This window comes from Rudaeicoccus suwonensis (genome assembly GCF_007829035.1).
Taxonomy (GTDB): Bacteria; Actinomycetota; Actinomycetes; order Actinomycetales; family Dermatophilaceae; genus Rudaeicoccus; species Rudaeicoccus suwonensis.
Window position 1 is genome coordinate 224,894 of sequence record NZ_VIVQ01000002.1, and the last position, 25,655, is coordinate 250,548.

At 66.6% G+C, this 25,655-nt stretch carries 22 protein-coding genes; 11 read left to right on the forward strand and 11 right to left on the reverse strand.

What is annotated here, in order from left to right:
* Window positions 1–51 precede the first annotated feature (51 nt).
* Window positions 52–822 carry an IclR family transcriptional regulator gene (locus BKA23_RS12265; RefSeq protein WP_145228873.1) on the forward strand — a complete coding sequence of 257 codons (771 nt, stop codon included), beginning with the start codon at window positions 52–54 and terminating at the stop codon, window positions 820–822.
* Window positions 823–835: 13 nt separating this feature from the next.
* Window positions 836–1,996, forward strand: coding sequence for an NTP transferase domain-containing protein (locus BKA23_RS12270; RefSeq protein ID WP_145228875.1), 1,161 nt, complete (start codon window positions 836–838; stop codon window positions 1,994–1,996).
* Here the strand turns inward: BKA23_RS12270 and BKA23_RS12275 are convergent, their stop codons facing one another.
* Entirely contained in the window at window positions 1,997–2,620 is a 624-nt protein-coding gene (locus BKA23_RS12275) for a hypothetical protein (RefSeq protein ID WP_145228877.1), read from the reverse strand.
* Between the two features lie 129 nt (window positions 2,621–2,749).
* Here BKA23_RS12275 and BKA23_RS12280 point away from each other — a divergent pair, with 129 nt between their 5' ends.
* The 5 genes from BKA23_RS12280 to BKA23_RS12300 all read left to right on the forward strand — a co-directional run bounded on the left by BKA23_RS12280 (window position 2,750) and on the right by BKA23_RS12300 (window position 8,422).
* Complete coding sequence (locus BKA23_RS12280) at window positions 2,750–3,718, forward strand: NAD(P)H-quinone oxidoreductase (protein ID WP_145228879.1); 969 nt, start codon at window positions 2,750–2,752, stop codon at window positions 3,716–3,718.
* 47 nt (window positions 3,719–3,765) lie between these two features.
* Entirely contained in the window at window positions 3,766–4,335 is a 570-nt protein-coding gene (locus BKA23_RS12285) for a bacterial proteasome activator family protein (RefSeq protein ID WP_145228881.1), read from the forward strand.
* A gap of 12 nt (window positions 4,336–4,347) precedes the next feature.
* The gene (locus BKA23_RS12290) at window positions 4,348–5,523 is read left to right on the forward strand and encodes a mannosyltransferase family protein (protein WP_145228883.1); all 1,176 of its coding nucleotides are present in this window, start codon (window positions 4,348–4,350) and stop codon (window positions 5,521–5,523) included.
* Window positions 5,524–5,555: 32 nt separating this feature from the next.
* A complete protein-coding gene (locus BKA23_RS12295; protein ID WP_145228885.1) occupies window positions 5,556–5,876 on the forward strand; it encodes a DoxX family protein in 321 nt (106 codons plus the stop codon).
* A 245-nt stretch (window positions 5,877–6,121) separates the two neighbouring features.
* Entirely contained in the window at window positions 6,122–8,422 is a 2,301-nt protein-coding gene (locus tag BKA23_RS12300; RefSeq protein ID WP_145228887.1) for a hypothetical protein, read from the forward strand.
* A gap of 47 nt (window positions 8,423–8,469) precedes the next feature.
* On the opposite strand, the gene BKA23_RS12305 is transcribed toward BKA23_RS12300, so the two are convergent.
* The 3 genes from BKA23_RS12305 to BKA23_RS12315 are packed head-to-tail and all read right to left on the reverse strand — an operon-like array spanning window position 8,470 to window position 11,725.
* A complete protein-coding gene (locus BKA23_RS12305; protein ID WP_145228889.1) occupies window positions 8,470–8,979 on the reverse strand; it encodes an NUDIX hydrolase in 510 nt (169 codons plus the stop codon).
* Complete coding sequence (locus BKA23_RS12310) at window positions 8,979–10,058, reverse strand: AI-2E family transporter (protein WP_145228891.1); 1,080 nt, start codon at window positions 10,056–10,058, stop codon at window positions 8,979–8,981. The genes BKA23_RS12305 and BKA23_RS12310 overlap by 1 nt, the downstream gene beginning before the upstream one ends.
* Window positions 10,058–11,725: an FAD-binding dehydrogenase gene (locus BKA23_RS12315; RefSeq protein WP_145228893.1), complete on the reverse strand. Its 1,668-nt coding sequence runs from the start codon at window positions 11,723–11,725 to the stop codon at window positions 10,058–10,060. Before BKA23_RS12315 ends, BKA23_RS12310 begins: the two co-directional genes overlap by 1 nt.
* Window positions 11,726–11,825: 100 nt before the next feature.
* Here BKA23_RS12315 and BKA23_RS12320 point away from each other — a divergent pair, with 100 nt between their 5' ends.
* A complete protein-coding gene (locus BKA23_RS12320; protein ID WP_145228895.1) occupies window positions 11,826–12,587 on the forward strand; it encodes a hypothetical protein in 762 nt (253 codons plus the stop codon).
* Between the two features lie 4 nt (window positions 12,588–12,591).
* Here BKA23_RS12320 and BKA23_RS12325 read toward each other — a convergent pair whose 3' ends face one another.
* From BKA23_RS12325 to BKA23_RS12340, 4 genes are all read right to left on the reverse strand, one after another.
* A complete protein-coding gene (locus BKA23_RS12325; RefSeq protein ID WP_145228897.1) occupies window positions 12,592–13,128 on the reverse strand; it encodes a hypothetical protein in 537 nt (178 codons plus the stop codon).
* Window positions 13,129–13,228: 100 nt separating this feature from the next.
* Window positions 13,229–14,164, reverse strand: a complete 936-nt coding sequence (locus BKA23_RS12330; protein ID WP_170226505.1) for an alpha/beta fold hydrolase — start codon at window positions 14,162–14,164, stop codon at window positions 13,229–13,231.
* A 101-nt stretch (window positions 14,165–14,265) separates the two neighbouring features.
* Window positions 14,266–16,287 (reverse strand): S53 family peptidase, encoded by a 2,022-nt coding sequence (locus tag BKA23_RS12335; RefSeq protein WP_145228901.1) that lies wholly within the window; start codon window positions 16,285–16,287, stop codon window positions 14,266–14,268.
* A gap of 173 nt (window positions 16,288–16,460) precedes the next feature.
* Window positions 16,461–17,666, reverse strand: coding sequence for a PucR family transcriptional regulator (locus BKA23_RS12340; RefSeq protein ID WP_145228903.1), 1,206 nt, complete (start codon window positions 17,664–17,666; stop codon window positions 16,461–16,463).
* 128 nt (window positions 17,667–17,794) lie between these two features.
* On the opposite strand from BKA23_RS12340, the gene BKA23_RS12345 reads away from it, so the two are divergent.
* Complete coding sequence (locus tag BKA23_RS12345) at window positions 17,795–18,844, forward strand: ferredoxin reductase (RefSeq protein ID WP_145228905.1); 1,050 nt, start codon at window positions 17,795–17,797, stop codon at window positions 18,842–18,844.
* Between the two features lie 11 nt (window positions 18,845–18,855).
* Window positions 18,856–20,109 (forward strand): fatty acid desaturase family protein, encoded by a 1,254-nt coding sequence (locus BKA23_RS12350; RefSeq protein WP_145228907.1) that lies wholly within the window; start codon window positions 18,856–18,858, stop codon window positions 20,107–20,109.
* A 108-nt stretch (window positions 20,110–20,217) separates the two neighbouring features.
* Here the strand turns inward: BKA23_RS12350 and BKA23_RS12355 are convergent, their stop codons facing one another.
* A complete protein-coding gene (locus BKA23_RS12355) occupies window positions 20,218–20,436 on the reverse strand; it encodes a hypothetical protein (protein ID WP_145228909.1) in 219 nt (72 codons plus the stop codon).
* 137 nt (window positions 20,437–20,573) lie between these two features.
* Window positions 20,574–22,865, reverse strand: coding sequence for a hypothetical protein (locus BKA23_RS12360; protein WP_145228911.1), 2,292 nt, complete (start codon window positions 22,863–22,865; stop codon window positions 20,574–20,576).
* Window positions 22,866–23,001: 136 nt separating this feature from the next.
* Between BKA23_RS12360 and BKA23_RS12365 the strand changes: the two genes are divergently transcribed.
* On the forward strand, window positions 23,002–23,691 hold the full coding sequence (locus tag BKA23_RS12365; protein WP_145228913.1) for a histidine phosphatase family protein: 690 nt from the start codon (window positions 23,002–23,004) through the stop codon (window positions 23,689–23,691).
* A 73-nt stretch (window positions 23,692–23,764) separates the two neighbouring features.
* Here the strand turns inward: BKA23_RS12365 and BKA23_RS12370 are convergent, their stop codons facing one another.
* Complete coding sequence (locus BKA23_RS12370) at window positions 23,765–25,555, reverse strand: long-chain-acyl-CoA synthetase (protein ID WP_145228914.1); 1,791 nt, start codon at window positions 25,553–25,555, stop codon at window positions 23,765–23,767.
* Window positions 25,556–25,655: the final 100 nt, after the last annotated feature.

Genomic DNA, 25,655 nt, shown 5'->3' on the forward strand with positions numbered 1-25,655 from the left:
CGGACAGTGCGTTCACCGACTTCTTGTCTCAGATCTGGGACACTGTGCTGTATGTCGTCCGCCCCTGCCGCGACCGAGGTCGTCGCCCTCTTGCAGCTCATCGGGCGCCACGCATCGCCCCAACCCGCCGCGGCGCTCGCGCGCGAACTGGGCCTGCCGCGATCGACTACGTACCGCTTGCTCGGCGTACTGCGCGACGCCGGACTGGTGACCCACGCAGAGAACGACCAGCGGTGGGGACTGGGGCCTGCGGCATACGAACTCGGGTCGGCGTACTCCAGACAGGCTCCGCTGCAACGGATTTCGCGTCCTGTGCTGGCGCGGTTGATCGACGCGACCACACACAACGCGCATCTGGCCGTCCTGCACGGACGCGACGTGCTCTATGTCATCGAGGAGCGCGCGCCTCGGCGACCCTCGCTCGTGACCGACGTCGGCGTGCGCCTGCCGGCGTCACTGACCGCTTCGGGACTGGCGATGCTGGCGGCGCTGCCATCGCAGCAGGTGCGTGCACTGTTCCCGTCACGTGACTCGTTCGTGCAGCGCCAGGGCCGCGGGCCGGCGTCGCTGACGGCGCTGCAGTCCGAACTGGCTCAGGTGCGAAGGCGTGGCTATGCCGTCGAAAGTGATTCGGTGACAGCGGGTTTCGCTTCTTTCGCAGTTGCGGTGCTCGATCACAACGCCCTTCCCGTGGCAGGCGTCGCTGTCACCTATCCGCATGCCGACACGCCGGAGACGGCCCCGCTTGCGGAGGCCGTTGTCGCAGCAGCCGCCGAGCTCAGCACGCGACTAGGGCATCGTCCGACGGCGCGCGCAACCTGAGAGACTGCCGACCATGCCAACGACAGTCGTGCTCGCCGGAGGCCGGTCCAGCCGGTTCGGCGATGACAAGACCCGTGCGCTCCTGCGCGAGCGTCCGCTGCTGGATCAGGCGCTCGACGGATTGCCCGAGACCTCGCGCATCATCGTCGTCGGAGAACCGCGCGACACCGACCGCACCGTCGAGTGGGTGCGCGAATCTCCCTCGTTCTCAGGACCGTTGGCCGCTCTCGCCGCAGCTCTGCCACTCATCACCGACGACGAGTTCGCGCTGATCGCCGCCGACATGCCGTATGCCGCCACCGCCCTGCCGGAGTTGCGCCTCACCTTGCGCAGCGGCCCGGCCGACGCCGTCGTCGCCACCGACGCGGACGGCCGTCGCCAACCACTGCTGGCGGCATACCGCACGGCTGCCGCCCGTCGAGGCATGCCGACGGATCCGACCGACCAGCCGATGCGTGCGTTGCTGCAGCAACTGACGGTCACCACGCTGCCGGTCGAGGACTCGGCCGTCTGGGATGTCGACACCGTCGAGGACCTGCACGCGATGGAACGCCGACAGCGGGAAGCCGACCTGGTGACGTACTACGACGCGGAGGCCACGGACCGGCGCGACCACCCGCTGCCTGAGCAGCGCATCGACCATCGCGACGCCTTCATCACGGTGCTGCACGCGGAAGGTCGCGAGCGGGTGCTGGAGGTCGGCACCGGGCCAGGTCGCGACGCGATCGGGTTTCGAGACGCGGGATTCCAGCTGCGCGGGGTCGACCTCGCACCCGCGAGCGTGGCTGTATGCCGCACCGCAGGTCTCGACGTGCAGGTCGCGTCAGCGCTCGAATTACCTTTTGCGACAGGCAGTTTCGATGCGGCATACACGGCGAGCACTCTCTTGCACGTTGCAGATGCGGATCTGCCGACAGCGCTCGGCGAGATCGTCCGTGTCGTGACGCCGGGTGCTCCCGTCGCGATCGGACTCTGGGGCGCTCCGCAGTCGCGGACCGAACACTGGGGCGGTGGCCATTACGGGCCGGCGCGCTTCTTCGCGCTGCGCAGTGACGAGGTGCTGCGGGATGCGGTCACCAAGCACGGCAGGATCGAACGTTTCGAGACCTGGCCGGCAACCGACGGCACCGACCTGCACTACCAATGGCTGGTGCTGCGCACTCCGCGCGACTGATCACTTCACCCACAGCAAAAGTGTCGCTAAATCGTCGTTCGAAAGTCTTACAGCTACGCCGTTGTAGGCGCGCTTCGGTTTCGGAAGTGCGAAGAAAGTTCTGGACCTTCCGTTGGAGAGCCACCAGAGGAACGCTGAGGGCCACACTCTTCTCGCAGGTAGCGGCGAGGATTCGGTGAAGACGATGATGTACTCGTCGCCCGTCATACCAAAGTTGAGTCCGGCCACTCTCAGCGATCCATGCCGGCCTCGACTGGGAAGGTTACCGGCCGCCTGAACATCTCGCATCAAGCTCCTATCGAGAACGAGTTCATGCCTGAACGCAGCAGGTGCCCTGATCGAAAACGAATGCTCCGTCACGACAAGGGTGGCGGGGATTGACGACAGCGCCATGCTTGCCGCCAACACCTCTAGCAGAAAAAACAGCGCGAGAGACGCACCGGATCCTCTGGATTCGCCACCGGCATGGCCAACCGACACGATGACGATGACGATTCCAGCAATGGCTAGCGTGATTACAAGAACGATTGTGCTGATGGCCGGACTCTTTGTACGGATCGCCCGAGACCGAGGAGTGCTCACTCGGTCCGCCCGTTCCACGTCCTGGCAATCAGCCTCATTCACACATCATCGCCTCATCTACTTCAACGACGTCGCAGCTATACGGAAAGCCGACTTCGTCACAGTGCGATGGAGGGGCGCCCGTAGCAGTCCCATCTCCCGACCGTGGCCCTCCGGCGTAGCGTCGACACCATGCGTGCGATCACCCTGCCGAGCTTCGGCGACGAAACCGCTCTGACCCTCGCCGACGTTCCAGCGCCCGAGCCGGCCGCCGGCGAAGTCGTCATCGCCGTGGCCGCCGCCGGCGTCAACCGCGCGGATCTGCTGCAACGGCAAGGGCATTACCCGCCGCCGAAGGGTGAGTCCGAGATCCCCGGCCTCGAAGTCAGCGGCACCGTCACCTCACTGGGCGAGGGCGTCACCGAGTGGCAGGTGGGCGATGGGGTCTGCGCTCTGCTCGCCGGCGGCGGATATGCCGAAGAGGTCGTCGTGCCGGCCGGTCAGCTGCTGCCGGTGCCGCGCGGGGTCGATCTCGTCGACGCCGCAGCTCTGCCGGAAGTCGTGTGCACCGTGTGGTCGAACGTCTTCATGGCGGCGCGATTGCAGCCGGACGAGTTGCTGCTCGTCCACGGCGGATCCAGCGGCATCGGCACTATGGCGATCCAGCTGGCGAAAGCCTGTGGCGCCCGAGTCGCGATCACCGCCGGAAGCCCCGAAAAGCTGCGCCGTTGCTCAGAACTCGGCGCCGACATCGTCATCAACTACCGCGAGAGCGACTTTGTCGACGTGGTCCGGGAGGCGGGTGGAGCCGACGTGATCCTCGACGTGATCGGCGCGAAGTACCTCGCCCGGAATCTGCAGGCGCTCGCGCTCGACGGCAGGCTCGCCATCATCGGCATGCAGGGCGGCGCGAATGCCGAACTCGACATACGTGCGCTGATGGCCAAGCGCGGCAGCATCATCGCCACCGGCCTGCGAGCGCGCAGCCGGGAGAACAAGGCGTCGGTCGTCGCGACCGTCCGCGCCAATGCCTGGCCGTTGCTGGAGGACGGCACGGTACGCCCCGTCATACAGACCCGGATGCCGCTGGACCGGGCCGCGGACGCGCACCGGCTGCTGCAGGAATCCAGCCACGTGGGCAAGGTCCTGCTGACGACCTGAGCCGCCGGAGAGTCTCGGCGACGAACCGCTGAGGCAGGATGGAGGGCATGACGCCTGATCCTGAAAACTCAGATGAGCAGCGCTTCGTGGTCGTCACCCAGGACGGCATGGGGGTGGCCGCGCGCAGCCGCGACGACAACGCCGAGGCCGCGGACGGTGACGAGCAGCGCGACGACAACCCCGCCGACCTGGTCGAGCAGCCCGCGAAGGTCATGCGCATCGGCTCGATGATCAAGCAGTTGCTCGAGGAAGTCCGCAACGCACCCCTGGACGACGCCGGTCGCAGACGACTGGCCGACATCCACCAGCGGTCCATCGGTGAGCTGAAGGAAGGCCTCGCGCCCGAACTCGTCGAAGAACTCGACCGCATCGCGCTGCCGTTCACCGAGGAGACACCGAGCGACGCCGAACTGCGGATCGCCCAGGCACAGCTCGTCGGCTGGCTGGAGGGGCTCTTCCACGGCATACAGACCGCGATCGTCGCCCAGCAGATGGCGGCACAGGCACAGCTCCAGGCGATGCGGCGCGGGCTGCCGGCCGGGCATTCCGGCGGTCAGGGCTCACCGATGCAACTGCCGGACGACGGACCCGCGTCACCGACGGGTCAGTACCTGTGACCCGTCGCATCGATGTCTGAAGGGACCGAGCGGAACGGCACCAGCCGGGGCACGCCCTGGCTGCTCGGCATCAGCGCATTCCTCGTCGTGCGCGCGGTCGGACTGATCTGGCTGGCGTATGTCGGCCACCGTCAGTCCAAGAGCATCCGCAACCTCCTCAGCGTCTGGGACGGCAAGTGGATGCTGGCCCTTGCACAGTACGGATACAACGGCATACCAAAGACATTCGTCGATGCGCGCGGTCTGCACACCTCCGACACGGCATACGCATTTTTCCCCGGCTACCCCTGGGCGGTGGCCGCCGCCAGCCACGTTCCCGGCATCTCGGTATTCGGGGCGGCAATCCTGACGAGTGTCGTCTCAGGTGCGCTGGCCTCGGTTGCGGCATATCGCATCGGGCAGTGGTGCCTGCTGCGCGCCCGGCCCGGCGATCATGCGACCGGAGAACGCGTCGGCCTGCTCGCTGCGGTGCTGTTCGCCGCGACCCCGATGAGCATCGTGTTGACGATGGCCTACACGGAGGCGCTCTACTGTGCGCTCGCCGGTTGGGCGCTGGTGATGGTGCTGGAACGACGGTGGGTCGCCACCGGTGTGCTGACCCTGCTCGCCGGGCTGTCCCGCACCACCGTCGTCGCCCTGATCGCCGTCGTCGCGATCGCGGCCGCCATCGACTGGTGGGGCAACCGTCGTGACTGGCGGCCACTCGTCGCGATCGTGCTCTCGCCGATCGGCTGGCTCTTCTGGATCTTCGTCGTCGCTGTGCGCACGGGCTCTCCGCTGGGCTGGTTCCACGTCCAATCCACCGGCTGGAACACGGGATTCGACTTCGGCAAGGCGACGATCGACTATCTCGTCGACACGCTGGCCACCAACAACACGACAGGCGACGTGGTCACCGCCTGGGTGATCCTGGCGACGATCGCGCTCGTGGCGATCGCCTTCGCCAGCCGGTTGCCCTGGCAGGTCAGCGTGTATGGCGCAGCCGTCGCCTTCACCGTGCTGGCCTCCAACGGCCTGATGAATTCACGCGCACGACTGCTGCTCCCGGCATACGTGCTGTTGATCCCGGTGGCGATCGGTCTGGCGCACCGATCCGAGCGCACCCAACTCGCCGCGGGTATCGCGGTGACCGCCGTCAGCGCGTGGTTCGGCGCATACATGCTCGCTGTCTATCCCTACGCGATTTAACCGCGTCTCCCACCACCTGAGCCCGCGGCCATCTGAGCTTCGCGCGCAAGGACTTCCAGGCGCAGGTGCCCTCGTGGGTGCCGGTCGACAAAGACCTCGTCGTCCTCGGATCAGGCGTTGTCGAGATTGCCTTCGGGCTCGCGTATGCCGCGCTGCCGCAGCACCGTCGCGCGGTCGGCATCGGGCTCGCCGGTTTCTACACTGCGATCTTCCCCGGCAACATCGGTCAGTATGCCGAGCGTAGTGACGCGTTCGGCCTCGACACCGACCGTAAGCGCTTGGTGCGCTTGTTCTTCCAGCCTGCGCTGATCGCAGGTGCCTTGTGGGGCGCCGGTATCCCCTCCGGCGACTGAACGACGTCAACGCGAGCGCCTCATCCCCGAGACTGACGACCACACCCGACAGCACCTCACCTATCGCCGGACCGGCGATTCCTCAGGTTAATTTCAGCAAGTCCGAAGGATCTGGGATCTATCCCGTAGGCCGACTGCGCGGCTACGTTGCGGTCCGGGGAGACACCATCATCAAGTGACCGGCACCGGTCGATCGGTCGTGCATTCCCGCCACCGTCACGCCCGTCTTCGAAAGTGATCCCTCGATGCACCATCAGCAACGCTCCGGCGAAACCGCCGCGACGACCACGGGCGCATCGCGCCGACCAACTCGCGGCATCACGATGCTGGTCTGTGCCGGTATGGCGACCGCCGGGCTGCTCGCCGTCGGCGCCGGAGCTGCCCACGCGACCGGCAGCAAGTCTGCTCAGGGTCTTGTCATCACCGGCACCGGGATCACGTCCAACAGCGCCTCGAGCCGCGACGGCCGCCTCGAGGCAGGTGCGCCCGCGGTGTTGCGCGCGGCGTTGCGGACCGCGCTCACCACGCACCGCGCCAGCGTCGTCACATCATTGACGACCGCGACCAGCGACGTCACAGCTTTGCCCGACGGCACCTTCCGGCAGACGACCTCCGCCGTGCCGGTACGGGTCAGACGCGGCTCCACCTGGGTATCGCTGAACACGACCTTGGCTCGCACTGCTCATGGCATCGCCCCGGTTGCGGCGAGCGACCCGGTGACCTTTTCAGCCGGAGGAACCGGTCCGCTCATCACCCTCGGATCCGGTGCGCACACCGCGACCATCACACTCCCCGACTCACTGCCGGCGCCGGTCCTGAGCGGCACCACCGCCACCTATCGGCAGGTCGCGCCCGGCATCGACGTCGTCGTCTCGGCGACCACCACCGGCTACACCGAAACCCTCGTCGTCCACTCCGCCGCTGCCGCAAGCAGCAGCGCCCTGACCGCGCTGATGCACCCGAGCATCTCCTCGTCCGGCACGACCTGGTCGTCCACTGCTGACGGAGCCGGCGCGGTCACCGGCATACCGAACTCGAGTTTTGCGCTCGGAGCAGGTGAAGTCTGGGACTCCACCACGGACCTACACCTCGGACCGATTCCCAGCGCAACCGATCCGAGCACCGGGCACATCACCGCGCTGACAGCGGCTCCCATGACGGTCACGAACGCCCGCCGGACTCTGCAGGTTGCTGCGCAGCGGGCCTCCCTCGCGGCCACCGGCGTCCACTACCCGCTGTTCGTCCAGCCCGACACATCCGGCTCACAGCCCATCACCCTCAGCGTGTTCAGCGCCGTCGACCGGTCGCAGTGGAGCACCGGCACGAACCTTCCCGTGGGCTACTGCACCCCGGTGTATGCCGGGTGCGGCCGCGGTTTCAATGCAGCGTCCTTCTTCCAACTGGGTGCCACTCTGCCCGGCACCGGAGGCACCACGCCCCACGTTGATTCGGCATCGGTCAGCGTGCGGGAGGTCTGGAACGGCACCTCCGCTCCGACCGGCTTCGACCTCGATGCCACGCAGTCGATCCACAACGGGATGAACTGGCCCGGCCCCGCCATCACCTCCGAGTTGGGCACGACGAAGTCCGCAGCCGGGAGCAACGGACGCAACTTCGCGACCATCACCTTCTCCAACACGAAGCTGGCCTCGCTCTATCAGACGCTGTTCAACCACAAGTCGAGCACGGCGACCTTCGGCCTGACCGCGCCGTTGTACGGCAACTCGTGGAAGCGTTTCGACCGCGGCACCACTGACCCGCTCGGTCCCAGTTCTGAGGTCGTCTTCAGCTACCCGCCGGCCAATCCCTCGAATCTGACCATCGTCAACTCCTGCCGGGCCAACTCCACGAACTACGTCAACTCGCCCAATGCCACGCTTCGTGCGCAGGCGTCGGACGGTCTGCCTGCCAACGGCGCATCGACGAAGGCGGACATCAAGATCGTGTTCTACGTGAAGAACAGCGCCGGCAAGGAAGTCACCGCCTACACCGCGCCGGCCACCACCAGCAACACCCCGGTCACCTGGACCACTCCGGCCCTGGCCGACGGCAGCTACACCTTCGTCGCTGAAGCGGTGAGTGTGCCGACCAGCGGGCCGACGCTGTACTCCGGCCAGGTGAGCACGTCCTTCATCGTTCAGACCACCGCTCCGGCCGTGCCGACAGTGACGAGCCAGTCACCGGCAATGATCAAAGGCTCATACCAAGCGACGATCGGAAATGTGATCACGCTGCATGCTCCGGGCGCATTGGCCATCGGATATTCCGTCGGTGGGACCCCACCGTCGGCGACCATCAACCCGAGCGACGAGTGCAACTACTCCGGCAGCGGTGGATTGTCCGGCTTCGTTCCGGTGGACGCCAACGGCAATGCCACCATCACCGTCACCGCTCCCCCTGGCGGAACGCCCGGAGCGATATACGAATTCACGAACCTGACGGTCCAAGCGTATGGCGTCAACGGCCTCGCCTCCCCGTCGATCACCTGGACCTACACCTCCGGAAACACCGTTCCGCTGCTCTACGTCATCCGGGTCAGCGGATAACCCGACCAGCGACGTCCCGGCTGCGCACCCCCGTGCGGCCGGGACGGTCATTCCGTTGTCTGCAGCAGCCGGCCCGCCACCGGCCGGTCGTGCACAGCGCCGGCCGCGTGCAGGATCCGTGCCGTGGCCACGTCGATGTCGGTCCACTCATGTGGCAGCAGCCAGCGGAATCCGGTCGCCTCACTTGCTGGAGCGACCATGGGCTCGGCGTCGCACACCACCCGGAAGATGACGTCGATGTGCCGCAGCCGCGTCTCGAAGACCGTCGCCACGACGTCGCCCGGATCGATGGTGAGGCCGGTCTCTTCCAGCACCTCGCGACGCACCGCGTCGGCCGGATGCTCGTGCCGGTCCACCAATCCGCCGGGCAGGCTGTCCCCGCGGCGATGCGTTTGGCGCAGCGCGAGGGTGCGCCCGTCGTACTCGATGAGGGCGATCGCGCCCAGGCTGAACGTGGGCGTGCCCAACCGGATCAACGCGTAGCTCGGACGTGCCGGAAGTCGTTGGAACGCTTGCAAACCCAGCCGTCGCAGCCTCCCCGGGCGCGAATGTGACATCAGGTCACCCGCTCGGCGACGGCATCACGATGGTGCGCTCGCACCGCATGCGTTGCATTGTTGATCACCGCGACGAGCGGCACCGCCACGAAGGCGCCGAAGATCCCGGCCACCAGCGTCCCCGCGGTCACCGTCACCAGGATCGCCAGCGGATGTATGTCGACCGCCTTGCCCAGGATGATCGGGTTGAGGATGTTGCCGAAAAGCTGCACGATCAGGATCAGCGCCACGCCCATCACGATCGCAGTGACCACGCCCTTGGTCACCAGCGCGATGAGACACACGATCACCCCCGCGAGGGTCACGCCGATCAGCGGCACCAGCGACCCGAGGAACAGCAACACTGCCAGCGGCATGACCAGCGGCAGGTCGGCAAGAGCCATGACCGGCACCATCGCCAGCGAGTTGATGGCGGCGAGTAACACGAGACTGCGCATGTATGCCGTGAGCGTGCGCCAGGCGACCTGCCCCGCCTCATAAGCGTGAGCGTGCGTATGCCGGGGCATCGCCCGCACGAACCACCGCCAGATGGAGCCGTTGTCCATCAACAGGAAGATCGTCGCGAACAGGCAAAACACCGCTCCGGACAGGATGCCCACGGCACTTCGTGCGGTGGACACCGCCCCGGACACGATGGTCTGGCGGTGTTCGCCGATGGTCTGCCCCAGATCGGTCGTGTATTTGTCGGCCTGTTTGGCGGACATGTGGGTCGGCCCGTCGACCAGCCAATTGCGGATCTTGACCGCCGCGTCCTGCAGTTGCGAGTACAGCGAGGTGCGCGCATCGGTGATCTGCACGATGACGAACCAGGTCAGCAGACCGAGCACCGCGATGCCGAGCACGAAGACGATCAGCGCGGCGAGCGACCGCGGAATCTTGATCTTGGTCAGCAGTCGGACGCCCGGCTCCAGCAGGGCGCACACCATGATCGCGACGGCCATGGTGATCGTCACCATGCTGACCTTGTTCAGCAGGAAGATCAGCGCCCAGACCGCGCCGAAGATGAGCAGAAAGCTCGCAGACCACAGCGCCGCGACGCGGACGCCGAAGCTGACGTCGTCGATCGGACGGCGAGCCATCAGCCGGCCTGCTCGGCAACGGCTCGACCGGCCGCGCGTCCGGAGAAGATGCAGCCACCGAGGAAGGTGCCTTCGAGGGAGTTGTAACCGTGCACCCCGCCGCCGCCGAATCCGGCGGCCTCACCTGCGGCATACAGCCCGTCGATCGGCTCGCCCGAGGCATCGAGCACGCGTGAGCTGAGGTCGGTCTGCAGTCCGCCCAACGACTTGCGCGTGAGCACGTGCAATTTCACGCCGATGAGCGGACCGGCGGCTGGGTCGAGGATCTCGTGCGGTTTGGCGACACGGATCATCCGGTCGCCGCGGTAGCTCCGGGCACCACGCACGGCTGTCAGTTGAGCGTCCTTGGTGAACTTGTTGGCAACCTCACGGTCACGTGCGACGACCTGGCGCTCAATGTCGGCGACGTTGAGCAGGGGCTCGTCGGTGAGGCCGTTCATCTTGTCGACAAGCTCCGAAAGTGTCTGCGCCACAACGAAATCCGCACCACGCTGCTTGAACGCCTCGACCGGCCCAGGCGCACCCTTGCGCACGCGCTCGGCGAGCAGTCTGAAGTCCTTGTTGGTGATGTCGGGGTTCTGCTCGGAGCCGGAGAGCCCGAACTCCTTCTCGATGATCTTCTGGGTGACGATGAACCACGAGTGGTCGTATGCCGCAAGGTCGGGCGTCGTGCGCAGGTGCCGCAGGGTGCCGAGCGTGTCGAAGCCGGGCAGGAAGGGATACGGCAACCGCCGCCCCAGCGCGTCGAACCACATCGGCGATGGTCCCGGCAAGATCCGGATCGCGTGCTGCGGCCAGACCGGATCCCAGTTGCGCACGCCTTCGACGTAGTGCCACATGCGGTCGCGGTTGACGGTGCGTGCGCCGACGCGTTCGGTGATCTCGATCATCCGACCGTCGACGTATGCCGGAACTCCGGTGATCATCTGCCGCGGTGGCGTGCCCAGGCGCTCGGGCCACCACTTGCGGACGAGTTCGTGGTTGCCGCCGATCCCGCCGGAGGTGACGATGACGGCCTGGGCGGTCAGCGCGAAGTCATCGACCTCTTCGCGACTGCTCTCTGCTCCGCGAATCGCATTGTCCTGCAACAAGGTTCGGCCTCGGACACCAGTGACAGCGCCACCCTCACGGATCAACTCGTCGACCCGGTGACGCTCGTAGAGCTTCACCTGCCCCGTCTCCATCGCGGCGAGCGCAGCGTCGACGAACGGTTTGACCACACCGGTGCCGGTGCCCCACGTGATGTGGAATCGCGGCACCGAGTTGCCGTGCCCCTCGGCGCGACCGTCGCCGCGCTCGGCCCAGCCGACGACCGCGAGCCACCCCATGCCGCGCTCCTTCAGCCACGAACGCTTCTCGCCGGCGGCGAATTCGACGTACGCGCGCGCCCACCTGGCCGCCCACGAGTCCTCGTCGTCGAGCCGGTCGAAGGCGGCGCTGCCCTGCCAGTCCTGCCAGGCGAGCTCGACGGAATCCTTGATACCCATCCGGCGCTGCTCCGGAGAGTCGACGAAGAACAACCCACCGAACGACCACCAGGCCTGCCCGCCGAGGTTGGCGGCGCTCTCCTGATCGACGATGGCGACCTTCCTGCCAGCCGCAATCAGCTCGCCGGCAGCCACCAGACCAGCGAGTCCGGCGCCCACGACGATGGCATCTGCGTCCACGTTCAACCTCCAGGGATTTGTGGCCCCCAACCTAGTCGCCCGCACCGGAATATCAGCGGTCCATCCCACACGCGGCGGCTCTCGACGGCAGACTGGGTGCATGTCCACCCGCCTCGACGAGATCGTGGACGAGCTGTATGCCGGAGCTCCCGATGCCTTCGTGACCGCGCGCGATGCGGCCGTTCGTGCGGCGCGCCAGGACGGCGATCGTGAGCTGGCCGCTCAGGTGCGGGCGCTGCGGCGGCCTTCGGCTGCTGCGTCCCTCATCAACAAGCTGGCGCGCAGCGATGCAGATCCCGGCTTGGTGCAGCTCGCCGACCTGGGGGCGCGATTGCGCCAAGCGCAGAGCGACCTCTCGGGAGCAGAGATGAAGGCTCTCGGTGCCGAACGCAATTCGCTGGTGCGCGTCCTGGTCGACGCTGCCGTCGGCGACACCGGCGCCAGCGGTCCAGTCCGTGATCAGGTGACGGCGACGCTCACCGCGGCGGTCGCAGACCCGGCCGCCGAGCGGGCGGTGTGCAGTGGGCGACTGGTGACGGCGCTGCAGTACAGCGGGCTGGGCGAGGTCGACATCTCTGCGGCCACGGCGACGGCTCTGCCGACCTCGTCACCGACAGCCTCGGCCGCGTCGAGCAGCACGGCGGACGCCGCACTGGCACGCGAGATCCGCGCAGCGCGCACTGCGCTGGAGCGCGCACGCAGCCGTCAACACGCGGCGGAAACCGCGCGGCAGACGGCCGAACGCGTCGCCCGAGCAGCTGCCGAGGCGCTCGACGCGGCGACCGCGTCAGCCGCGAAGGCCGCCGAAGACACCGCCGCAGCGCAGACAGAACTCGCCCAGTTGCTCCAGGCGGCGGACTGACGGCCTACTTGTCGATGAGCTTCTGGCAGTAGCTGCGTAGGTTGCCCGAGTCGGTGTTGTACTGCGTCACCGAGACGGTTTGGTTCTTGAAGTAGGCGGTGGCCATGGCGTTGAGGTCGGTCGCCACCGGGCCGATGCGGGCCTTGAAGCCGGCGTCCCCGGACTGAGCGGGCAACTTTCCGAGGTTCGTCGCAGTCGTCCGGAAGTTGTTGGCGGCGGCCTTCAACTGCTTGGAGTTCTGCGTCGACACCGCGTTGTTCCAACTGGTGATGGCGGTGTTGGTGTCACCGACCGCTGTCTGGCAGGCCTTGACCGGGTCGAGTGCGACGGTGCTGCTCGACCGGGACGCCGGCAGCGGGCTCGTGCTGGACGATGAGCTTGCGCCTGCACTGGGGGATGCGCTGCTCGACATCGTCGTTGAGGTGGAGGACGGTGCCGCGGTCTTGGAACTGCTGCTGCCGCAGGCGCTCAGAGCCATGGCGCCGCAGGCGATGGCCGCAACGGCGGTCAGCCGTGTGGTGCGGGGTCTGGAGGTGCTCATCACACAACCATGCCTGCCGTCCGCATCGTGCGCCAAATCGAGCGGTACAGCTCACATGACCGCGCGCCGTCATACGTACACGAGCCGGCGACCGGCGCGATCAGCTCACGCCCGGGGTCAGCCGGCTCAGGCTGGGAGTGGCGTCGATCCACGCGAGGATCTGCTCGCTGGTCCAGTCCGGCCAGTCGAGCATCGGTGTGTGGCCGATTCCCGCGCCCTCGACATACCGCCAGTGCGGATGCCGGGCCGCCAGCGAGCGGGCAGCCTTGACGCTGACCAGCCGGTCCCGGTCGCCGTGCAGCAGGAGCACCGGCGCGAGGATCGTGTCCATCCGGCGGGCGTAGTCCCCCCGACGAGCGGTCGCGAGGAGCACCGATTTGGCCGCCGACAGGAATGCCGCATCGCCGTCGGGCACCAGTTCACGCCGCCGTCGCGCGGACTCGATGTGTGCCTCCAGCAGTCGATCACTGACACGATGTATGTCGGAGGCCACGAGGCTCAGCACCTGCCGTGCCATCACCTCGACGGGTACCTTCGCTGCACGGTCTGCCATGAACCACGGACCCAGTCGCGGCGTCGCGTAGATGCCGAAGCCGACCGCCACCAGTGGCTCGGGCAACGCACCCGGGCTGAGCGGGATCACCGGATCGACGAGAACGGCGCCGGCGACCAGCCGCTTGTCGAGCGCAGCAAGTTGGCCGGCGAGCAGCCCGCCCATCGAATTGCCCACGACGACGACGGGGCCGTCGCAGACGACATGCGCAAAGCGTTGCAGCAGAGTCAGATTCGCCGATACGACGGCCTTGCGCGGCTCCACCTGCGTCAGTCCGTGGCCGCCCAGGTCGAGCGCGACGACCCGGCCACGTTGCGCCAGGAGGGGAATCACGTCACCCCAGTTCTCCAGTGATCCACCAAGGCCGTGCACCAGCAGGAAGGTCGGCCCCTGACCCGGTCCGGCGTCGAGCACGTAGCGCACCCGCACGCCATCGATGTCGATGTACCTGTCGCGAGGCTGAGTCGTCTGGTCCAAGCTCACCTGCGCCAATCTACTGGGGCGTATCCGATGCGACGTCGATGCGGGCGAGGTTGCTGATCAGCAACCTCGCCCGCATCGAACTCCATCCTGTGGCTACCGCCCTACCGGCGCCACAACCACCGCAGGTCAGCCGCCAGTTTGCCCAGGTCCGGGCTGCCGAGGCCGGAGCCGGGGTTGTAGACGGTGCCAGGGTTGCCCGTGAAGAACATGTTGCTGCTGCTCACGCCGCTGGCGTTGATCGTCTTGAACGGTGAGGCGAAGGTGGTGGCCAAGCCGTACACCGCCGGGTTCCAGAACCCGACACGGTGCCCGACTGCCTGGTCGATGACGGCTGCGCTGCCATTCAACTGCGGCGCAACGAAGCTCGTGCCGCCCCAACCTGCCTGCAACGCCGGGCTGGCGCTGGGTTCGTACAACTGATAACCGGTGAACGGGTCGGCGTCGGCGGCGATGTCCGGCTCGGCTCGCCCGTTGCCCCTGCCGGTGACCACTGTCGGGTGGGCGTCGAAGGTCCACGCTGTCGGCTCCTGAATTCCGCCGACCGTCTTCACCGCCGTGGGAGTCAGGAAGGGCACTGCCCTGTAGCTGTTCGTCCCAGGAACGCCGCGCTGGTAACTGGGCTGCGATTCCACGGTGCTGAAACCGCCGCCGCCACCGGCGATGTTCGCCACAGCTGCTTGCGCCTCGCTCGTGCCGGTCACTTTGGCAAACGCGGGCCACAGGTAGTCCCAGCCCCAGGTGCGCGTGATCGGCTCACTGACCGCAGCAGTCTTCCCGGTCTTGGCACTGGACACCGTCCCCGACCACGGCAGCGTGGTGCCGCCTGCGGAGGTGACATACGGGCTGTCCCCAGGTGTGTCGACGGACAGGTTCGTGCTGCCCAGGTCGCCGGACGCGTCATACGCGCCGGAATCGCCGGCCGAAACGAAGGTCGCCTGGCCCTGGGCCGCCAGCTCAAGGAACGCTTCGTCGAATGCGGCTTCGTATGCCGGGGTCTCCTCGCCCGAGGCAACCGCTGACTGCACGACGGTTTCAGACTCGCCCCAACTGCTCGAGACGGATCCCGCGATGTTCTGACTGGCTGCGCTGAAGAAGGCGTCCGCAAAGCCGTTGTCGGTGTTGGGTGCCTGATAGACGATCACGTTCGCGCCAGGGGCAACTCCACCGGACTGTTCGACATCCAGATCGGTCTCGCCGCTGCCGGACGCGTCACTGGGTGCACCCGGGCCACCGTCGATGTTCTGCACGCTGACGGTGCGACCGGTCGAAGGCACACGCGCAATGTGCGACCAGAAATACTGCGGTGCGCCGGGATCCAGTGCCGCAAGGGTGACGATGCCAAGAGTCTGACCGCTGCCGTTGACGCCGGACTTCTCCAGGTTCGTCAAGCCGTATCGCTGCACGAAGTTCGACGGCAGATTGCAGTCTGCGCCGTCGCCCGGCGTCAATGTTTCGCACGACCCCGACGTACCGGCTGACTTCGACGCCGCCGGAACGTGCTGGGCGTTGGAGACGTACGGGCTGTAGTTGCTCAGTCCGAGGACCGCGAGCACGCTCCCTGCGACTTTTCGAGGCAGGCGAGGTTGGGTGCGGGGGGCATGGACCGTCTGGGCAGGCACCGCCGCCTGCCCGTCGCGCGCCCGCTGGCCCGGTACGTGGAACTCCTCCTGCGTCGTGGCCAACGCTTTGTCGAATTCACCGGCCGTGCCTGTGGCAGCGATGTCGACGTGGTCGGCATACACGGTGGTCTTGATCCCGAAAGAACTCAGGTAACTGGTCAACTCGCGGATCGTGCGGTCACTTTGCCCGTACTGCGTCGCGAACTGACGCACGTTGAGTTGGTGCCCGGCACCGCGCTCGACCTGTGCTTCCAGCGCGGCCTTGTTGCGTTCGTTCAACACGAACGAAACAGCCTCGGGAGTGTTCGACGGGGTGTTTCCGAAACCGTCCGCACCGCGCATCGCGCCAGGCGACGTGCCGGTTGCGATGGCGATTTTGTCATTGGTGCCTGCTGTCGCTGCGTGAGCGGTGCCGGCGCCCAAAGTGGCCGCGACGGCCAGAGTCAGGCAACCTGCGCCTGCGACTGTGGCGGCTGTTCGTCGACCGGTGTTTGAATGGCGCACGCATATTCTCCTTGCTGAGGTTCGAATTGATCCACTGCGAGCGCGCAGCAGAAGCAGACGCACGCTAGACGCTGCGAAGTGCGCGTGGTGGAAAGCCGGATCATTGTCAGTGCATTGACAGCTTGGGGTCAGCAATTCTCAAGCATCGCCTCCGACGACGCCCTCGCTCGCCGTCAGCCGGCAGACTCCGGGCGGTGGCCGGCCCGCAGCACCAACTCAAGCTCGAATCGGGCGTCGGGGTCGTCGAGGTCGTCGCCGAAGACCTCCCGGAGCTGGGTCAACCGATAACCCACCGTCTGAGGGTGAACGTGCAATTCCTCGGCGATGCGCGCGCGTTCGCCGCGATGCCGCAACCACGCGAGCAATGTCTCGGCGAGACGCTCCTGCTGCGCCGGGCGCAACTCCGCCATCGGCTCAAAACGCACAGCAGCGAGTTCCTTGATGAGTTCCGGTTCGGTCTGCAGCACGATGGCTGCGAGGTGATCACTCACCCACAGCGCGTCGCCACCGTCGTCCGCCAAGTCGGTGATCGCAGCCGCATGCACCGCCGCACGGTGGGATTCCGCCGCTTGATCCCAGGGACACGCCGGCCCGACCCACGCGCCGCGGCCGCTCAGTGCCCTGGCCAGCTCGGACCTCGCGCCGGTGGATGCGGGCGCAGCGGCCAGCGCCACCACCTGCCCCGTCCTGCTGCTGATCAACGCCTGGTCCCCAAGAGCCAGCCGCAGTCCCTCAGCTTCCTCCGGCGCAAGTACAACGGCGACCACCCTCGCCGGAATGGTCCACCCACAGCGAGCCGCGAGCCGGCGAATCTCGACCTCCTGGATGTTGCCCGACAGCAGTCGACGCAGCAGCAACTCCCGTCGCCGGTCACGTTCGCCCACCTGCCGGGACTGTTCCTCGGTGAATCCCTCGACACTCGCAGCTGAAATTTCGTCGATGTAGACGAAGATCGATTCCCCGAGCGGCAGCATCAGCCGCGGCTCGAGGCCGGCCCGCTCGGCCACCGCCGAGACCGCCCGAAAGGTCACCCGAGCCCCGAGCCGGTATGCCGACAACAGCGCCTCGAGAGACCGGCCCGTCCGGGCCTCACCCACACCGATCTGTCGATAGACAGTGCGGGTCACCGCGCGCAGAGCTGGTTCATCCCGTCCGGGCAAGTCGATGAACAGCCGGCGAAGCGCTATCTCGACGCCGCGTCGCACAGACGTTCCGAAGTCGCCCTCGAGGGGTCGGGCGTACTCAGGCACCTCCTGCGGGATCCGCTGGATGATTTCCTCGACCAGGTCCGGCAGGGCGGTGGCCAGCAACGCACTGACCTCCCGCGGCAGGATCGACCAGGGCAACTCAGCGCCGATCAGCGAGGCTGATTCATCCATCGAAGGCTCAGGTGGCGGGGGCAGCGGCATACATCGTGTTTATCACGACAAGATAGAAATACGAGCTTGATTATAGCGATGCGATGGAGATTCAAGCGCCAGGAATCAATTATGCTGGAGGCGTGGGAATGAAGTCAGTCGCTCTGCGAGCCGCGGCCGTGTTCACCCACCCCGCGCCGCCGCACGACTTCATCTCGTTGTTCAACCCGTTGTCGTCGGCCCGGCAGATGCGGGGTGTCGTGTCCGCTGTGCGGGCCGAGACGACCCAGTCCACCACGATCGCCTTCCGGCCCGGGCAGGGCTGGTCTCCGCACGACGCCGGTCAGTGGGCTCGCATCGGCGTCGAGATCGACGGTGTGCGCCAGTGGCGTTCCTACTCACTGTCGGCGGCAGCCGGTCAAGACCCTGAGATCACCGTGACCGCCTGTGGCAAGGTCTCCTCGCATCTGGCGCACCACACCCGCGTCGGCGACGTCTTCTTCCTCGCGCCGCCGCAGGGTGACTTCGTGCTTCCCAGTGGCCCCCGACCACTGCTCATGCTGACCGCAGGCAGCGGCATCACCCCGGTCATGTCGATGATTCGCACGCTCATCCCCCGGCGCAATGACGCTGACGTCGTGCTGCTGCATTCGGCCCGCACCCGCGAATCCGCCTTGTTCTGTGATGAACTCGCCAATCTGTCCGCCCGGCATCCGGGGCTGCACGTCGTGCATCGCATCACCAGCGAGCAGGGCCGCATCGACCTGAGTTCCACCGCCGATCTCGACGCTATCTGCCCCGACTGGCGCAGCCGTAAGACCTACGTCTGCGGACCGACCGACATGCTCGACGCCGCAACCCAGTTGTGGCACGACGCCGACCTGCCCGAATCGCTGACAGTCGAGCGTTTCGCGGTCGCGACCCTGCCCGCCGTCCCCGGAACCGGTGGCCGGATCACCTTCGAACGCTCCGATCGCGAGGTCGAATCCGATGGCGCGACCACCCTGCTCGAGGTCGGCGAAGAAGCCGGGATCCTGATGCCCAGCGGTTGCCGCATGGGCATCTGCCGCACCTGTCTGACCCCCCTGTTGTCCGGCCAGGTACGCGACCTGCGCACCGGCGAGATCCACTCAAACGAGGGCGATCTCATCCAAACCTGTATCTCTGCCGCCGCCGGCGACTGCCATCTCGATCGCTAAGGAGTCAACGTATGACGATCGCACCGGAGACAACCACCCCTGATGTGCGGGTGGCGATCCCGTCCAGCAAGAAGCGCACAGGCGTGTTGCCGACGACCGGGGCTCCGCTGGTGCGCCCGGATGCCGCAGCCCATCTCGACGATGCGCAGGTCGCGGCCCTCGGCGCCGAGCTGGACGCCATACGCGACGAGGTCATCGCGGCGCGCGGTGCCGACGACGCGGCATACATCCGCCGGATGATCCGCATCGCACGCACCCTCGACGTCAGCGGCCGGATCGCGCTCGCCGTCAGCAAGTCGCGCACCGGCTGGCTTGCCGGCACCGGGGCCATCGCGCTCGGCAAAGTGCTGGAAAACATGGAGATCGGGCACAACGTGCTGCACGGTCAGTGGGACTGGATGCGCGACCCCGACATCCACTCGACCACCTGGGAGTGGGATTTCGTCGCGCCGGCCCGCGGCTGGCAGCACACCCACAACGACATCCACCACACGTGGACCAACGTGCTCGGCAAGGACCGCGACGTGGGCTACAACATCCTGCGCGTCGACCACCAGCAGCCGTGGAAGCCCCGCGACATCGCCAACCCGGTGGTCAACTTGATGCTGGCTCCGCTGTTCGAATGGGGCATCGCGTCCTACGACCTCGAATGGGACATGGTCGGCGCGGGGGTGAAGTCGAAGGAAGACTTCAAGTCAGACCTGAATGCCCTCAAGCAGAAGGCGATTCGCCAGGTGCTCAAGGACTACATCGCCAGCCCCGCCGCCGGGATGTTCTTCGGCAACTCCTTCAAGCGGGGCCTGGCCGGCACGGTGTCGGCCAACATGATCCGCAACATCTGGGCCCACTCGGTCATCTTCTGCGGACACTTCCCGGACGGCGTCGACGTCTTCACCGAGGAGATGATCGACGGCGAGACGCGCGGTGACTGGTACATCCGCCAGATGCTGGGCTCGGCGAACCTGTCCGGCAGCCGGTTGTTCCACATCCTGACCGGCAACCTGTCACACCAGATCGAGCACCACTGCTTCCCCGACCTGCCGTCGAACCGCTACATCGAGGTGGCTCCGCGACTGCGCGAGGTGTGCGACCGTTACGGCCTGCCCTACACCACCGGCCCGCTGCCGAAGCAGTTGTTCCAGACCTGGAAGAAGATCTGCCAGCTGGCACTCCCCGACGAAAACCGTTGGGAGACCATGAAATCGGCATACCTGCCGAAGATGTTCAAGCGCAGTGCTGCGGCGAGCGCCGCGGCAGTCGGCTGACGACGATCTGCGTGACTCGGCCGCCGGTGTTCGCACCGGCGGCCGAATCATGTCCAGGCACCATCGGGCACGCGTCGCGCCAGCGCACCGTGGCGCAGCCAGACGCGGTCAGTCCAGCCGACTGATCGAGAGGTCGTCGTTGACGACGAAACGCATTGCGGTCGCTCGATTCTCGACCGGCAGTGCGGCGGCGGACGACGGCGTTGCCGCGATGGCTGAGCTGTGCTTCACGCCGCTCGGAGCACTGACCGGTGACGCGTCGGCGCGCGGGATCGCGCCGGCTCCGACGATGGTCACCGCAGCGGTGGCGAGAGCGGCTCGTCCCACGCGTCGCAGCATGCTGTGCCGGGGTTCGACTGGTTGAGAGGTCGTCGTGCGAGTGTCCATGTGTGTAGCCAAGCCAGCGTCGCTATGGCAGAACTGTGCCCTCCGTGTGGCGTGGTGATGCACGCCATACGTGCCATTCAGACTTGAGGCGCACGCAGCTGATAGATCCACACAGTCCCGGCGTGCCAGCGCAGCATCGCGTACCGGCTCAGCGACGCAGACACCCGTGAAGCCGCGGAATCGGCGTACAGCCAGCGCACCCCGTAGTCGTACAACTGCGTCAACACCGCCGGGCTCGGATCGGCGAAGGCAGCATTGTTCAGAGCCAGTCGCTGCACGTCCCAGAAGGAGCGGATGTAGTCGGACTGCTTCTGATGCAGCAGATTGTCCTCGTTCTGGTCTTCGTACGCCCACGCCCCGAGGTATGACGATCGCTCACTCAGCCCCTGCACCCAGAAGGCGCGGGCGTCACAGTGCGGCACGGTGCGCACGGGCAGGCAGTACACATTCGTGGCCGTGGTAGCTGACAGCGGTGAATGCCCCGCGAGCCAGCGGGCACCGGCTACCTCGGCAACGCTCAGGTGACGGTGGTTCGGTCGTGCATCCAAATCGCGGCGCGCCTGATAAAAGTCGCCTTCCCAGACCGACGGCACCGTCGCCGCGACGAGCAGTCCGCCGACGACACCCGCGGCCATCAGTCGTCCGACCACCGGTGCACGTCGCCTCAGCAGGATCAACAGCACAGCGGTCAGCACTACCGCGATGCCGACGACCCCGACCGCAAACAACATCCGGTGCAGCGCGGACCTGGCGCCTGGCTGATGGTGCCCGACCAGATGACGTATGACGAAAACCGTTGCGGTGCCGATGGTTCCGTATCCGACCATCACTGTGAACACCGCGCGCCAACTGCTGTCGCACCTCGCGCGTGAGATTGCGGCGACCGCTCCCCAGACCGCAAAGACGGCCCACAGCGGGTCGATGCCCTCGACGAAGTACATCTGCGACATCGAGGGGTGGTTGATCAGGAAGAGCGCGAGTTGCGCCGCCAGGAAGATTCCGACGAAGATCCACACCGCCGGGTCACGACGCGTCGAGCGGTGCAAGAGGGCGAAACCTGTTGCGCCATACAGAAATTGGATCAAGATGATCGCGAGCACAAGGACGCCGGCCAGGTGGATCTCGCTCATGGGGTGGCCATGGTCGAGGAACACGCGGAACGCCTCGAGCCGGATGACGGTGGCATTCAGTGCGATGGTCGATCCGCTGGAACCACCAGCGACGACCTTCGCGCTCGCCGCGATGACGGCACCGATGAGGGCGACGGCACCGAGCGCCGGCCAGCGGCGGGACCGGTCGCGCAGGCTGACCAACGCCCCCAGGCAGGCACCACCGAGCAGCACCGGCAGCGCCGACGACTTCGCCCCACAGGTGCCCAGGACGATGAGCACGAACAACACCCACCCGCGAGCGGTCAACCTGCCGCGCGCTGCCTCGATCAGCAGCCACACACCGAAGGCGAGGAAGGGCAGGCTGAACACCTGTGACGGCGAATACGGGACGTATCCCGACACCGCCAGCGGACCTATCCAGGAGACGACAGAGATCCCTGCTGGCGCCACGATCAGCGCCGCAGCGAGCACTCCGGCCCAGGCACGTTCGGTGAGCGACACCGTCAGCACATACGTCGTCAGTGTGATCGCCGCATAGATCGGCAGGTACCACAGACGCCCGGTCACGGTCACCACGTCGACATGCGAGATGAGCGCATCTGCAGCCATGTGCGCGTTCGAGAACCAGTGGTAGATCAGGACGTGGTCATCCAACTGAGGCACCCTCGGCGGCACGGAATGCATCGCCTCCGCGCTGATCGCCGCATGCCAATACATGTCCTGATACCACAGGCCCGTTCTCGGCGGCAGCGGCAGCGCACGGAAGGTGTAATACACCAACACCACCAGGGATGCGGCATACACGGCAGTCAGCGCCCACGCCGTGCGGATGCCCGTCCTGCGTACGTATGGCGCCAGCGTCCAGCAACCACGCAACCTCGGAACCGCAGTGAAAACCGCGACGAAGGCCAAGGGGTAGACGATGAGCCAGGAACCGGCCCCGGCCGACACGAACGCCGCCCAGGCCGCGAGCTGTATGGCGAGCCCGGTCACCGTGCCCCACGCCAGTTCGGTGACCAGGTCGGTGGGTCTACCGCGCAACGCGCGATGCGTCAGCACGCCGGGGAGCAGGATCGCCCAGCAGTTCTCGAGGGTGAAGCGCGTGACCTCGAGCACCGGCACCTGATAGCGGATGCAGGCGATCGCGCTCAGCAGGAATGCCGTGAGCCCGGGCGCGAGTCGAGCGATGGCACCCGGCGTGATCCGGAAGGTCAGACGATCCGAGCAGATCGTCTGGTTGTCGGCAGTGGTCGCCACCGCGGTCATGCTTGACCAACTCCCGTTCTCGATGGCTGCCATCCCCAACAGCCCGCTCCCTATGGACCGTATGCGAAGTCCTCGCACACAACCTGGACGGATGCTGATCACTGGCCGGGCGCGATAGATTTCGGCCATGTCACGCTCCATCACGCTGGTGCGCCACGGCCAGGCGTCATTCGGCAAAAGTGACTATGACCGCCTGTCCGACCTGGGGCACGAGCAGTCCCGCCTGCTGGGGCAGTTCCTGTCGACGCGCGCGCCGGCGCCGGACCACATCGTCACCGGGACATTGAAACGTCATCGAGAGACCGCGGCCGAGGTGTGCGTCGCCGCCGGTTGGACGCTGACACCCGATGTCGATGCGGGCTGGGACGAGCTCGACCACGTGGCAGTCATCAACGCCTACCGGCCGGCATATCGCAACATGCTGGTGCTGAAGGCAGACATGATGCGCACGTTCAGGCCGCGCGCCGCCTTCGTCGACATGTTCACTACGGCGGTCCGACGCTGGGCCGAGGGTGACCATGACGAGGACTACCCGGAGACCTTTGCCGCCTTCGATGAGCGCGTGCATGAGGCATTCGGGCGGGTGGTGGCAGCCGATGCCGAACACACGCTGGTCGTGTCGTCGGTGGGCGTGATCGCCTGGGTTGTCGCGGGGCTGTTGGGCTCGGAGCGCGAGTCAGCGTGGGAGCGCCTGTCGATGGCGGTGTTCAACACCGGCTACACGCGGTTGCACCTCGACAAGAACGGTGTCGCGGCCGTCTCGACGTTCAACGAGATCGGCCACCTCACCCCGGAGCGGTTCATCACTAACCACTAACCACTCGCTACCAACCACCCCGTCGCCAGATGCGCTGGTCAGAGCCACGAGGCAGCCACCAGGCAGACGCCGGTCAGATGCGAGGGGCCTTGGCGGCGGCGACTTCTGCGGCATACCCCTCGTAGAACGGGACGTACCCCTCCGTGGAGTCCTTGAGCACATAGATCCGGCCGTCGCGCGCGTGGTCGAAGCTCTCGTCGCGCAGTTCGACCTTGCGGCTCTTGAAAGTCGAGGTGTGCTCCAAGGAGAAGACCGTCCGGACGAACAGCGGCACGGCATACGTCGGCAAGGTGTCGAGAAGGTGCTTCGCCAGGGCGGCACCGTCGAAGTCAGCGCCCTCGCGCAGGACCACCGCCGCCATACCGGCCTTGCCGTCGGCGCCGGGCACCGGAACGCCGTAGACCGTGCAGTCCTCGATATCGTCGAGGTGACCGAACGCGGCCTCGACCTGGGTGGTCGCGACGTTCTCGCCCTTCCAACGGAAAGTGTCACCGAGACGGTCGACGAAGGCCACGTGGTTGAGTCCCTGGTTGCGCACCAGGTCACCGGTGTCGAACCAGCAGTCGCCGTCCTTGAAGCCGTCGCGCAGCAGCTTCGCCTCGGATGCGGCCTTGTCGGTGTAGCCGTCGAAGGGCGCACGGTCGGTGACCTTGGCCAGCAAGAGCCCGGTCTCGCCGGTCTTGACCTTCGTCAGCCTGCCCTTCTCGTTCCGCGCGGCCTTGCCCGTCTCCGGGTCGTAGGCCACGACGCGGTAGGGCAGCGGGCACGTGCCGGCGGTCTGGCTGAGGTTGAAGGCGTTGATGAACGCGATGTTGCACTCCGAGGCGCCGTAGAACTCCGCGATGCGCTCGATGCCGAACCTCTCCTGGAATTCGGCCCAGATGTCGGCGCGCAGGCCGTTGCCGACGATCACACGCACCGCGTGCTGGCGGTCGACCGGCTTGGCCGGCTGCGCCAGCAGGTAGCGGCACAGTTCGCCGATGTAGACGAATGCCGTTGCGTCATACGTGATGCACTCGTCCCAGAATCGCGACGCCGAGAACTTCGGCGCGATCGCCATCGACGCGCCGGCCACCAGCACCGACGACAAGGCGACCGTGACCGCGTTGTTGTGATAGAGCGGCAGTGGGCAGTAGAGCGTGTCGTCGCTCTTGAGACGTACGCCGAGGGCACCGAGGCCGCTGTAGGACTTCAGCCAGCGGTAGTGGCTCATCACCGACGCCTTCGGCATGCCGGTGGTGCCGGAGGTGAAGATGTAGAACGCGCGCTCGCTGCCGACGGTCTTGGCGGTGGCCAGCGGATTGGCCGCGCTTGCGGTCTTCGCCTGCTCCGCTAGCTCGCTGAACGTGAGCACCGTCTGTGCGTCCGCGATCTCCCCGGCTGTCGCAAGAGCCTCCTGCCCGTCGTCCTCGATCACGACGACTCGGGCGTCGAGAATCCCCAGACTGTGCGCGAGCACATCGCTGCGCTGGTTGTAGTTGAGCAGGCCCGCGACCGCGCCGAGCTTCACGGTCGCAAGCATGATCAGGATGTTCTCGATGCCGTTGTGCGCCATCAGCCCCACCACGTCGCCACGCGTCACCCCGTGCGACTCCAGCACCGCGGCATACCGGTTGACCGTCTCGTTGGCGGCGCCATATGTAATTGTCCGTGGGCCGTCCGTGCCTTCGCCCTTGAGGAAGACCCGCTCGGGGTGCCGGCCCGCGGCCTTCTGGAAGACCAGGCCGAGGGAGTTCGCCGATGAGGGGCGTCGCAGCAGCAGACCCGGACCCTCCTTGGCCAGCAGCGCGAGGTCGGGTGCGAGCCCGGCCAACCCCTTGCCGACGTCGAGCAGGGACACACGCTGACGGGTTTGCGCAGTCATGACGCTTTCCTTCCGAGAGACACCTGGCGAGAAGGTTACCCACGTCACAATACCCGCCAGTAACTAATGGCTCGACGTCGGCGAAAAGCGGTTGCGCCGG